Origin of the sequence: Sediminihaliea albiluteola, assembly GCF_014077625.1 — a bacterium.
Classification (GTDB): domain Bacteria; phylum Pseudomonadota; class Gammaproteobacteria; order Pseudomonadales; family Halieaceae; genus Sediminihaliea; species Sediminihaliea albiluteola.
The window spans coordinates 92,731-105,000 of record NZ_JACFXU010000015.1; the positions used below are offsets into that span (position 1 = coordinate 92,731).

10 protein-coding genes are annotated in these 12,270 nt (G+C 54.3%); 6 read left to right on the forward strand and 4 right to left on the reverse strand.

Annotation, left to right across the window (positions count from 1 at the left end; translation table 11 throughout):
- Window positions 1-6: 6 nt before the first annotated feature.
- Both lysS and H2508_RS11625 read left to right on the forward strand, forming a co-directional pair.
- Window positions 7-1,503 (forward strand): lysine--tRNA ligase, encoded by a 1,497-nt coding sequence (gene lysS / locus H2508_RS11620; protein ID WP_182173719.1) that lies wholly within the window; start codon window positions 7-9, stop codon window positions 1,501-1,503.
- Window positions 1,504-1,561: 58 nt separating this feature from the next.
- The gene (locus tag H2508_RS11625) at window positions 1,562-2,197 is read left to right on the forward strand and encodes a hypothetical protein (RefSeq protein WP_220463758.1); all 636 of its coding nucleotides are present in this window, start codon (window positions 1,562-1,564) and stop codon (window positions 2,195-2,197) included.
- Here the strand turns inward: H2508_RS11625 and H2508_RS11630 are convergent.
- From H2508_RS11630 to H2508_RS11640, 3 genes are read right to left on the reverse strand one after another with little or no spacing between them, the layout of a single operon-like run.
- The gene (locus H2508_RS11630; protein ID WP_182173722.1) at window positions 2,148-3,677 is read right to left on the reverse strand and encodes a sensor histidine kinase; all 1,530 of its coding nucleotides are present in this window, start codon (window positions 3,675-3,677) and stop codon (window positions 2,148-2,150) included. The two genes, H2508_RS11625 and H2508_RS11630, sit on opposite strands and share 50 nt — an antisense overlap.
- The gene (locus H2508_RS11635; protein WP_182173725.1) at window positions 3,674-4,048 is read right to left on the reverse strand and encodes a response regulator; all 375 of its coding nucleotides are present in this window, start codon (window positions 4,046-4,048) and stop codon (window positions 3,674-3,676) included. The genes H2508_RS11630 and H2508_RS11635 overlap by 4 nt, the downstream gene beginning before the upstream one ends.
- Window positions 4,045-5,520 carry an adenylate/guanylate cyclase domain-containing protein gene (locus tag H2508_RS11640; RefSeq protein WP_328799365.1) on the reverse strand — a complete coding sequence of 492 codons (1,476 nt, stop codon included), beginning with the start codon at window positions 5,518-5,520 and terminating at the stop codon, window positions 4,045-4,047. Before H2508_RS11640 ends, H2508_RS11635 begins: the two co-directional genes overlap by 4 nt.
- Before the next feature lie 199 nt (window positions 5,521-5,719).
- Here H2508_RS11640 and H2508_RS11645 point away from each other — a divergent pair, with 199 nt between their 5' ends.
- Window positions 5,720-6,367, forward strand: coding sequence for a Crp/Fnr family transcriptional regulator (locus H2508_RS11645; RefSeq protein ID WP_182173729.1), 648 nt, complete (start codon window positions 5,720-5,722; stop codon window positions 6,365-6,367).
- Window positions 6,368-6,561: 194 nt separating this feature from the next.
- Here the strand turns inward: H2508_RS11645 and xseA are convergent, their stop codons facing one another.
- Complete coding sequence (gene xseA, locus H2508_RS11650) at window positions 6,562-7,956, reverse strand: exodeoxyribonuclease VII large subunit (RefSeq protein ID WP_328799366.1); 1,395 nt, start codon at window positions 7,954-7,956, stop codon at window positions 6,562-6,564.
- Window positions 7,957-8,046: 90 nt separating this feature from the next.
- Between xseA and guaB the strand changes: the two genes are divergently transcribed.
- The 3 genes from guaB to H2508_RS11665 all read left to right on the forward strand — a co-directional run.
- A complete protein-coding gene (gene guaB, locus H2508_RS11655; protein ID WP_182173733.1) occupies window positions 8,047-9,516 on the forward strand; it encodes an IMP dehydrogenase in 1,470 nt (489 codons plus the stop codon).
- A gap of 74 nt (window positions 9,517-9,590) precedes the next feature.
- On the forward strand, window positions 9,591-11,168 hold the full coding sequence (gene guaA / locus H2508_RS11660; protein ID WP_182173736.1) for a glutamine-hydrolyzing GMP synthase: 1,578 nt from the start codon (window positions 9,591-9,593) through the stop codon (window positions 11,166-11,168).
- Between the two features lie 111 nt (window positions 11,169-11,279).
- Window positions 11,280-12,270: transposase zinc-binding domain-containing protein (locus H2508_RS11665; RefSeq protein WP_182168459.1), on the forward strand; the 991-nt coding region annotated here is incomplete at its 3' end.

Below are 12,270 nucleotides of genomic sequence, written 5' to 3' on the forward strand. Positions count from 1 at the left end.
ATCATTATGAGCAATGAACAAGCGGGCCCATTGGCGGCAGAAGATGAAAACAAACTGATCGCAGAGCGCCGCGGCAAACTGGCTGAGCTGCGTGCCCAGCGCAACCCTTTTCCCAATGATTTTCGCCGTACGGCACTGGCAGCTGATTTGCTCAGTGAGTACGGGGAGCGAGATAAGGCCGATCTAGAAGCGTTGGATAAGCACTACGCTGTCGCCGGCCGATTGATTCGCAATCGCGGTGCCTTCTTGTTGATACAGGATGGCTCTGATCAAATCCAGCTTTACGTGAATCGCAAAGCCTTAAGCGAAGAAGAGCTGGCTGAAATCAAAAGCTGGGATCTAGGCGATATCGTCGGTGCTAAGGGGCCCATTCATAAGTCCGGCAAGGGCGACCTGTATATCAACATGGAGGAGGCGCGTTTACTGACCAAGGCGCTGCGTCCGCTGCCCGATAAATATCACGGCCTGGCCGATCAGGAGATTCGCTATCGCCAGCGCTATGTCGATCTCATTGTGAATCCAGAGTCGCGCGAAGTGTTCCGTATCCGCTCGCAGGTGATTACCTTTATTCGGGATTACATGAATGCCAAGTCCTTCATGGAAGTGGAAACCCCGATGATGCAGGTGATTCCCGGCGGTGCGGCAGCTAAGCCCTTTGTCACGCATCACAACGCTTTAGATTTAGATATGTATTTGCGTATTGCGCCAGAATTGTATCTCAAGCGTTTGGTCGTTGGCGGATTTGAGCGGGTTTATGAGATCAATCGAAACTTCCGCAATGAAGGCCTGTCGACTCGCCATAACCCAGAGTTCACCATGCTGGAGTTTTACTGGGCTTATGCCGACTACAAGGATGCCATGGACCTGACTGAAGACATGCTGCGGCAACTGACCACGACTGTGCTCGGTAGCACGGTCGTTGAGTATCAAGGCAGCCGCTATGACTTTGCTCAGCCTTTCACCCGCATCTCGGTATTTGACTCTATTTTGCAGTACAACCCACAGATCAGCGCTGAGCAGCTCTCCGATGAGCAGGCGGCCCGTGAGATAGCGAAGGGGCTCGGTATTGAGCTCAAAGATAGCTGGGGCCTGGGCAAGGTACAGATCGAAATCTTCGAGAAAACCGTGGAGCATAATTTGGATCAGCCGACATTCATTACGGCTTATCCGACCGAGGTCTCGCCATTAGCCCGGCGCAGCGACCATGACCCCTTTGTCACTGATCGTTTTGAGTTCTTTGTTGGCGGGCGGGAAATCGCCAATGGTTTTTCAGAGCTTAACGATGCCGAAGATCAGGCAGAGCGTTTCCGTGAGCAAGTGGCAGAGAAAGATGCCGGTGATGAAGAGGCAATGCACTACGATCACGATTATGTGCGCGCTTTAGAATACGGCATGCCGCCAACAGCGGGTGAGGGCATTGGTATCGACCGCTTGGTGATGCTGTTGACTAACTCACCCTCGATTCGTGATGTGTTGTTGTTCCCGCATATGCGGCCCGAGTAAGGCGCCTTAGCAGGCGGCTCAACGCTGTTACACTGCAAACCCCCAAGGGGTAAGGACTATGGCAACTTTGACTAAAGCGCTGTCTACGATCGCACTATCGGTGATGGTGGGCGGCCTGCTATCGGCTTGCGCGCCGCTGTCGCCACAAGATGCCGGGTACGGCGCTGCTCAGCCCGCCGAAGCGGGCTCCGGCGCCGATACAAATGCCGAGCAAAAAGTGCCCGAGCTGACATTGAATCTGCCGGCTAATCGACACTATCAGTGCGTGGCTCCAGAGGCGGCGCCAGACTACACATTTTTAGAGCGCGGCTATATGGCACTGGCGCAGAACGACTACATCGAGGCGGTGCAGCACTTTCAGCGTTACCAGCGTCTGGAAAGCTCTCCGGAGTCTGACTGGGAGTCTGGCATCGCCATCGCCTACATCAGTATGTTGCCCAGTAGCCCTTTCTTTGATGCCGAAGCTGCACGTAAAACCTACCGCCAGCTCAACAAGCAGCTGAACCCTCAGATGCAGGTGCACGAAAAAAGCTTGCTGATGCGACAGTCACTTGAAACCTTTGTAATACTCGATCGTCACATTGCTGACCTAGAAGCCAGCAATAGCACTTTGAAAGACGATTTGCATAAGCGCGAGGAAGCCCTCAAGCGTTTGCGAGAGTTGACCTTGGGGCAGAGGGCAGGGCGACAGTAAAGCTTGAGCCCTCGCCAGGTTTGCTGCTGACAGTGATACTGCCGCCCATTAGATTGCAGTAATCTCGACAGATCGCCAAGCCCAAGCCAGTGCCGCCATAATTGGCGCTGGTCGAAGAATCGGCCTGGACAAAGGCATCGAACACTTTAGCTTGCTGCTCTTGGCTCATGCCAATGCCGTTATCGCTGACCTTAAACTCTAGCCAGCCGGGACGCCCTTTGGCTGCTCGCGCCGACAGTTTAATATCACCCCCATCAGTAAATTTACTGGCATTACTCAGCAAGTTGAGAAAAATCTGCCGGAACTTGGTGGCGTCGTTATACAGCGTGGGGACTTGTTCGAGCCCCTCTAAGTGCAGGCTATTGCCCCGCTCCTTCAGCAGGGGCTCCATGGAGTCACAGACCTGCTGAAGTACCTCAGTTGGTGAGAAATCTTCACAGTACAAAGACATCTTGCCAGTTTCGATCTTCGACAAATCTAAAATATCGTTGATCAGCGACAGTAGTTGCCGACCCGATAGAACAATCTTTTCCAAGTCATTCTGAAATTGCGCCCGGTCAATCTCAGTGCCGTCCTCGAGCTCATCCTGAAGCATTTCGCTATAGCCAATGATGGCATTGAGGGGGGTGCGCAATTCATGGCTGACATTCGCCAGGAATATACTTTTGGCGGCGTTAGCCTCGTCGGCGGATTCTTTGGCTTGGCGCACATCGTTAATGGCATTGCGCAATTTATCTGACATGTCGTTAAAGGCTTTAGCGAGGTCGCCCAACTCGCCCTTGTCTTCGATATTTTCGATGCGGTAGTTCAGGTCGCCACTACCAATGCGCCGGGTGCCAGTTTTTAAGCGTTTCAGAGAGCGGTTGGCGTAGCGCACCAGAAAAAAGCCGAGCGTGGCGGTGAGAAAGATAGAGGCGACAAAACCAATGACCGTAATACGGTCGGTCAGGGCGATTGTGCGGTCGATAATATTGGCCCGCTGCACCGCAATAAATGCTTGGCGCTGCTCCAGTTCTTTGAGGCGCTGATTTGCCTCTAGAAAGGGAATCGGGTCGTCTATATCAACTTTAAATTCGAGGTCATTGTAATTGCGGTAAAAAGCCAGCCAGTCATCGAGTAGCGCATTGCTGCTCTGCCACAGCTTTTGATAGTGGTGCTGTGTCACCTCGTGACTCAGTTCGCCAAGCTGGCGCACATTGTCGCGAACTCTACTCAGTTCGGCCTCGGCCTGAGAAAGCTCTTGTGGGTCAAGTTGGTCTTGGGTGGTTTCACGCAAGGTGGCCAAGATGAGAATTTGCTGTCGCTGGTTTTCCAGCTCCTGCTCAATTTCGGCGGACAATTGCGCCGCAGTAACCGAATTGCGGTAGGCAATCATACTCTCGTTTCGCGCGTAACTGCCCCAAAAGTGGGTGCCGACGTTGGCTGCGAACAGAATTAAAATAGTGACTAATGAAAGGGTGAGTCGGCGTCGTAGGCTCATGCGTTGACCAGTCTCTCTATTTTAGCGAGCAGTTCGGGGAAGTCGATTGGCTTAGTAGCAAACTCATCACAGCCAGCTTCTAGGGCATTCAAGCGGTCAGACTCCATCGCGTGGGCGGTGAGCGCAATGATCGGTATGTGCTGAATCTGTTCATCTTGGCGGGCTTGGCGGCAGGCAGTCCAGCCGTCCATCACCGGTAGATTCATATCCATCAGCACGATGGCAGGAGAGTGCTCGGCCATCAACTGCAGCGCTTGCTGGCCATCACCGGCGGCTATTACCTCTAGCCCCGCGCGCACTAAGCGCCGAGTCAGCATGTCACGGTTCAGTTCGTTGTCCTCAACTAGCAGGATGGGACCATTAATATTCATGATTCGACCTCCAAGAGACGGTGTACCACTACCGCCTGATTGATGCCTTTGACTTGCAGAGAGCGACGGTCAGCCACCCGGTAGCGGCCGTCGAGCTTTTGCAAGGTGCTGTCGGAGAGTAAGATCTCGCCGCCAGCACAGTGGTCTTCGATGCGCGAGGTGACGTTCATCGGGTGGCCCACGAAGCCGTATTTACTGCGGCGCTCAGAGCCAATATTACCCGCGATGACCGAGCCTGTGTTGAGGGCGATCCCGGTCTCCACTTGCGGTAAGCCGTCGGCAAGATTCGCAGCGTTAATGTCTGCCATTGCAGCTTGCATAGCCAGTGCACAGCGCACCGCGCGGTCGGCATCATCCTCGCGCTGTAGGGGAGCGCCGAACACCGCGAGGATTGCGTCGCCAAGAAATTCGTCGATAGTGCCTTGGTGGGCCATGATGATGTCCGTCATGGCACCCAAGTAGCGGTTGAGCATCTTGACGACCTGGGCCGGAGCCAGTGTTTCACTGAGGGTGGTAAAGCCGCGAATATCAGACATCATGATGGTTACTTCACGCAGGTCGCCGCCTAGTTCGAGTCCTTCAGGGCGCTCGAGAATATCGGTGACGATCTCATCGGAGAGGTAGCGGCCAAAGGTTGCACGGATAAACTTTTCGTTTCTCTCCAGTTGCTGGCGATACTGTTCTTCGCGATCGTGCCAGCGTTTGCGCTCGATGCCGGCTTTGATTCGGGCTTGAAGGAGCACCGGATTAAAGGGCTTGAACAAGTAATCGTCGGCCCCGGCTTCGATGCACTCGATGATGCCTTCCATATCTTGTTGGCCGGAAATTACGATAACTGGCGTAGCGCGCCACTCTTCATGTTCCTTGATTCGCCGCAGTACCTCGCGGCCATCCATGCCGGGCATGATCAGATCGAGAAGCACAACATCCACATCGGCTTGCGCTAGGGTTTGCAAAGCTTCATCGCCACTAGCAGCGGTGACCACAAAATGTCCCGAGCGAGATAAATAGCGCGCTAGCAGCTCGCGGTTCTCAGCTCGGTCATCTACGGCCAGAATGAAGCCGGGGTCGGAGGCGATGGCACTATCGCTAATAGAGACTGCGCTGTGGCTGCCATTGTCAGCGGTTTGAATAGCCATTACCAATCGTGCCAAACTGTCAGTTATTGCTGTTTGCTCGACACCTAGGTCTTCTTGCAGCATTTCGGCATAGCCGCGTATGGCAGCTAGGATATTCATCAGCTCGTGGCGATCGACCGCTTCCTCAGTGATCTTGTTTTCTTGGCCTTGGGGCGAGTCGTAACCTAAACTTTGCTCAAGGCGCTCAGCGCCTTCAAAGAGTTTGCTGAAATCCTCCAGTGCTGAATTGTCCAAGCTGAGCTTATAATCCTGAAATAGCTGCCGCAACTCAAGCAGCGCTCGCAGGACGGCATCGCTCCAGAGGGACACAGATGGGTGGGAGGTAGTGCTCACGAAGTGGAAATTTCCTACTACTGGGTATTGTGTGTGAGTATAGCGATGGCGAAGCCACTGTGGAAACGGCTGATTTATAGCTTATAAAGAAAGATCTTAGTTGATTTGACTTTCACGGGTGCGCATCTATGGAAGTTTGGGTTACTATTGTGCACGTAGCTTCAGGGACCAGTTTAATCATGAGGCAGGTACAGAACGAATGTTGCAACAAGTAGAAATTTTTCAGGGGCTGTCTCGGGAAGAGTTGGAGGCTTTGGCTTCCAGCAGTACTAGTCGGTCATTTCCGAAAAACACTGTCGTCATTCATGAAAATGACCCAGCTGATTCACTGTTCATCATCGAGTCCGGTAAGGTCAAGGTGTACTGCAGCGACAAAAACGGCAAGGAGTTCATCATGAACACCCAGAGTGCCGGCGATTACTTCGGTGAGCTGGCCTTGCTGGATGACTCAGTGCGCTCTGCCTCAGTGCGAACGGTCGAGAAGTCGAGCTTTTGCATTATCTATAAAGAAGAGTTCAACCGGGTGCTGGATGCCTATCCAAACATTACTCGTAAGTTGATTCGCAATCTTGCCCAGCGCGTGCGCAAGCTCACCGCCGACGTGAAGAGCTTGGCTCTGCAGGATGTCTATGGCCGAGTGGCCAATGTTCTGATGGACCTCTCTGAAGAACGCGGCGATGGCACGCTCTATATTCCGGAAAAGCTCACTCAGCAGGATATTGCCGACCGAGTAGGTGCCTCCCGAGAAATGGTAGCTCGTATCCTCAAAGACCTCACCATTGGTGAGTATATACGCTTTGAGGGTCGCCATATCATCATTAACACGCGCTTACCGGCTAAGTACTAGCTATCAATATCTAAGCTGCTAGCTCGGCTCGCTTAAGCATGGCGAGCCGCTGCCATCATCTCCCTAAAAATTCTGGCGAATTGCCAACCAAGTGCTACGCTCAAAGTGTGGCCTTGATGGGAGGGCTTCATATGTTACACAAATATGATGTGGCAGAGCGTTTTCTACTGGCGACGGCTTCGCTGACCTTGTTTTTAGTTTTTGCGGTCTTCTTCGGGGCTTGATATAGCCTCTACGCTCAGGCTAAGCGAGCCGCGAGCAAGGCGAGCTGTTAGTCGATCGCCGACCTCTACCGTACTGCTGTCGCGCAGTACTGAGCCCTCTGCAGTGGTGATAAGCGAATAACCCCGATCCAGCGTAGCAAGGGGGCTTACTGAGTCCAGCAGTTTTGCCAGCTGCGACAGCTGTGTAGCCGCCTGTTGCAGCTTGCGTTGCATGGCTGCCTCAAGGGCCTGTCGAAGCTTAGCCACTTCGCCCTGTAACTGAGTAACAGCAGTCTGCGGTGAATTGGCCATTAAGCGGCTTTCCAGTAGCTGTAATTGGCTGCGACGCCTCTCTAGCTGCTGATGTTGTGCCCGAACTAAGCGCTGCTCCATCTCGTCGAGACGCTGCGCTTGCTCTCGCAACTGTTGGCCGGGGTGGCGCAGGCGCTTGCGTAACTGCTCGAGCTCTCGTTTAGCATCCATTATCTTGCGCTGTATTTGGCGCTGTAAATTCAGCTCCAAATTGCGCAGCCGTTGTAGCCACTCGTTTTGATCAGGGCTCAGTAATTCAGCGGCTGCAGAAGGCGTCGCCGCGCGTGCGTCGGCCGCCATGTCAGCGATAGTGAAATCTACCTCATGGCCCACAGCACTGACGATGGGCAGCTGGCTAGCAACGATGGCTCTGGCGACGATTTCTTCATTAAAGGCCCAGAGGTCTTCTAAGGAGCCGCCGCCGCGACCCACAATCAGCGCGTCGAAGTGGACTTTGCCGGCGCTGTGCAAGCGGTTAGCGCGTGCAATTGCTGCGGCAATTTCACCGGCCGCGGCTTCGCCTTGTACGGCCACCGGTAAAATATCGACTTCAATAGCCGGCCAACGTCGCGCAAGTACGGTGAGAATATCGTGAATAGCGGCGCCGCTTGGCGAGGTAATGATCCCTAGGCGTGATATCTGCTCCGGTAAGGCGCGTTTGCGCTCGGCAGCGAACAGCCCTTCGGCTAGCAGCTTTGCTTTGAGCTGCTCGAAAGCAGCTTGTAAAGCCCCCGCGCCAGCTTGTTCTATATGCTCGGCAATCAGTTGGAATTCGCCGCGCCCCTCATACAGCGAAACCCGACAACGCATCCGAATAGCGCTGCCGTTGCTGGGTCTAAAGCGGATGCGCTGGTTGCGATTGCGGAACATGGCGCAGCGCACTTGAGCTGCGCCGTCCTTCAGCGAAAAGTACCAGTGTCCAGAAGAGGGCTCGGCAAAGTTGCTGATTTCTCCCTCCACCCAAATGAAGTCAAAATTAGACTCCAGCAGACTGCGTACTTGCCGATTGAGCTGGCTAACGGTCAAGGTTTTGGGGGCGGGGCTCTGAAATGGGCTAATAGGAGAATTTGTCACTATTGCGAAACACTTAGCTTTGGTTTACCTAGGGTGGCTGTAGGATTTATAATTACACGTTTCCCTCTTACCTGCCAGCCGGAGAACCCTATGCTGCGTATTGCCCAGGAAGCCCTGACTTTCGATGATGTATTGCTATTGCCGGGCTATTCCGAGGTGGTGGCCACGGATGTTTCGCTCAAAACCCGCCTTACGCGTGAAATCGAACTGAATATTCCGCTGGTCTCTGCTGCCATGGACACTGTGACTGAAGCCCGTTTGGCTATTGCAATGGCTCAGGAAGGTGGTATTGGCATTATTCACAAAAGTATGAGTATTGCTGATCAGGCCGAGGAAGTACGTCGAGTTAAGAAATTTGAAAGTGGTGTGGTCAGGGATCCCATTACTATTCAGCAAAATGCGACCATTGCCGAGCTGAACGAGTTGACTGGCGCCCACGGTATTTCTGGTGTGCCAGTACTCGATGGCGATGATTTAGTGGGTATTGTGACGCGTCGTGATGTGCGCTTTGAGTCTGATCCCACTAAGTTGGTGTCAAGCATGATGACACCGCGAGATCAGCTAGTAACCGTGAAAGAGGGCGCCAGTGCCGATGAGGTCCAGGCTCTGCTGCATCAGCACCGTATCGAAAAGATTTTGGTGGTCAATGATAACTTCGACCTCTGCGGCATGATCACAGTCAAAGACTTCGATAAGGCCGAAAGCTTCCCCAATGCCTGCCGCGATTCCGACGGTCAATTGCGCGTTGGGGCATCGGTGGGCACTAGTCCCGACACCGATGATCGCGTAGCTGCGCTGGTGCGGGCGGGTGTCGATGTACTGGTCGTAGATACGGCTCACGGACACTCGCGCAATGTGATTGAGCGAGTGCGCAAAATCAAAGCAGACTATCCCAGCATGCAAGTGATAGCAGGTAATATTGCTACAGGTGAGGCGGCCTTGGCGTTGGCTGAAGCGGGTGCCGATGCGGTGAAGGTGGGCATTGGGCCAGGTTCTATTTGCACCACCCGTATTGTGACTGGCATCGGCGTGCCGCAGATCAGCGCTATCGCCAATGTGATTGCGGCGCTGAAAGATCATGATATTCCAGTCATTGCCGATGGGGGTATCCGCTTTTCGGGCGATATCGCCAAGGCGCTTGTGGCTGGTGCGCACGCTATCATGATGGGCGGTATGTTCGCTGGTACGGAGGAGGCGCCTGGTGAAGTAGAGCTTTATCAAGGCCGCACTTATAAGGCTTACCGAGGTATGGGCTCGTTGGGCGCGATGTCTCAGACCCAGGGCTCTTCTGATCGCTACTTCCAAGATGCCAGCAAAGGCGCTGAAAAATTGGTGCCAGAAGGTATTGAAGGTCGTGTGCCCTATAAGGGGCCAGTTTCTGCCATCATCCACCAGATGATGGGCGGAGTGCGCTCTGCCATGGGCTATACCGGATGTACCGTTATTGAAGAAATGCGTACTCGCCCGCAGTTTGTCCGTGTTACTGCTGCTGGTATGTCTGAAAGTCACGTTCACGACGTCTCTATTACCAAGCAAGCGCCTAACTACCCAGTAGGCTAAGGTACTTGCCAGTCTAAATCTTAGCCCCCGCTCGCAGGGGGCTAATCATGTAATGTCCATTGCAGAGCTTAACCATGACCCAGAACATTCACGCCAGTAAAATTCTTATCCTCGATTTTGGCTCGCAATACACCCAGTTAATTGCCCGCCGGGTACGAGAAGTGGGCGTATACAGCGAGATCCGCGCTTGGGATATGAGCGATGAGGAGATCCGTGAGTTCAATCCCCGGGGGATTATCCTCTCCGGTGGGCCAGAGTCGGTCCCGGTGGCAGGCTCACCACGCGCCCCGCAGTTGGTGTTTGAGCTGGGCGTACCCGTGTTGGGTATTTGCTACGGCATGCAGACTATGGCCGAACAGTGCGGCGGTCGAGTGCAAGCCTCGCCTACTAGTGAATTTGGCTATGCCCAGATTCGACAAGTGGGCAACGGTGGCTTATTGCACGACATTCGCGACCACATCTCTGAGCAAGGCAGGGCTCTGTTGGATGTATGGATGAGTCACGGCGATAAAGTGGTTGAGCTGCCGCCTGGCTTTGAGTTAATAGCCGAAACCGATAGCTGCCCGATCGCCGGTATGGCGCATACAGAAAAACCTTGGTTTGGAATTCAGTTCCACCCCGAAGTGACACACACCCTGCAAGGCAAGCGCATTTTTGAACACTTTGTGCTGGAGCACTGTGGCTGCCAAGCGCTGTGGACGCCGGCTAATATTGTCGAAGATGCTATTGCACGAGTTCGCGAAACAGTCGGCAGCGACAAAGTGCTCTTGGGTTTATCGGGCGGTGTGGATTCATCAGTCGTAGCGGCATTGCTGCATAAAGCGATTGGCGATCAGTTGACCTGTGTGTTCGTAGATAATGGCCTGCTGCGCTTGCATGAAGGCGACCAGGTGATGGAAATGTTCGCTAACAACATGGGCGTTAAAGTTATCCGTGTCGATCGCGAGCAGCTGTTTTTAAGCAAGCTAGCTGGCGAAGCAGACCCCGAGCGCAAGCGCAAAATTATCGGCAACACCTTCATTGAAGTTTTTGATGAAGAGGCAACTCGCATTCAAGATGTGAAGTGGTTGGCCCAGGGCACTATCTATCCTGATGTGATTGAGTCAGCTGGGGCCAAGACCGGCAAAGCCCATGTCATTAAATCCCATCATAACGTGGGCGGCTTGCCCGATGATATGGCGCTAGAATTAGTCGAGCCCTTGCGAGAGCTATTTAAAGACGAAGTGCGGCAGATCGGTCTCGAGTTGGGCTTGCCCTACGATATGGTCTATCGCCACCCCTTCCCAGGGCCAGGTTTGGGCGTGCGGATACTCGGTGCGGTCAAAAAAGAATATGCTGATTTACTGCGTGAAGCCGATGCGATCTTTATCGAAGAGTTGCGTGCGGCGGGCTGGTACCACAAAACCAGTCAGGCCTTCGCTGTGTTCCTGCCAGTTAAATCAGTCGGCGTAGTGGGTGATGGTCGGCGCTACGAGTGGGTTATTGCACTGCGCGCAGTAGAAACCGTGGATTTTATGACCGCGCGCTGGGCACACTTGCCTTACGACTTGCTAGAGAAAGTCTCCAACCGCATCATCAATGAGCTCTCAGGTGTCTCTCGCGTGACCTATGACGTGAGCTCTAAACCGCCGGCGACGATTGAGTGGGAGTGACTGGCACTCACAGGCAATGTCTGGCACTGGCTGGCATCACAGCTGAGACTTCAATATCTCGCAGCTGAGCGATAAACTGTATAAAAACACAGTATCGCAAGGATGCGGATCATGCCCCAAGTGGCGGCCAGGATGGCCAGCCGGGACGAGAACACTGGTCGTTACCAGCGTCACCGGCCCGAGCAAACCCTGCTCTATCGGATCGTCGAAGAATACTACCCGACGTTCGCTGCCCATTTGGCGGCGCAGGGCAGGGAACTGCCCGGTTATGTGCAACGCGAGTTTGACGCCTACCTCAAATGCGGCCGTCTCGAACACGGCTTTCTGCGGGTGCGTTGTGAGTCGTGTCACGCTGAGCACCTGGTTGCGTTCAGCTGCAAACGTCGGGGCTTCTGTCCTAGTTGTGGCGCACGGCGTATGGCCGAAAGCGCCGCGCTACTGGTCGATGAGGTTCTGCCCGTACAGCCCATGCGCCAATGGGTACTCAGCTTTCCCTTTCAATTGCGCTTTCTGTTCGCCAGCCGGCCGGAGGTCATGGGCCGGGTGTTGGGCATCGTTTACCGCGTCATCGCCACGCATCTGGTCAAGAAAGCGGGCTATACCCACCAAGCGGCCAAGACCGGTGCCGTCACCCTGATCCAGCGCTTCGGCAGTGCACTGAACCCCAACATTCACTTTCACATGCTGTTCCTCGATGGCGTGTACGTTGAGCGTCCCAATGGAACAGCCCGGTTCCTCTGGGTCAGGGCGCCGACCAGCGCCGAACTCACCCAACTGGCGCACACCATCGCCCATCGGGTCGGCCGCTATTTGGAGCGGCAAGGCCTACTGGAGCGGGATGCTGAAAACAGTTACCTGGCCTTGGATGCGGTGGATGAAGATGCGATGACTCCACTGCTGGGGCATTCCATCACGTATCGCATCGCCGTGGGGCCACAGGCAGGGCGCAAGGTGTTCACCCTGCAGACACTGCCCGCCTGCGACCCGGAAGATCAGTTTGGTGACATGCCCGGTAAGGTTGCCGGTTTCTCGCTACATGCCGGCGTAGCGGCCAAGGCCCATGAGCGCAGCAAACTCGAACGGCTGTGCCACTACATCAGCC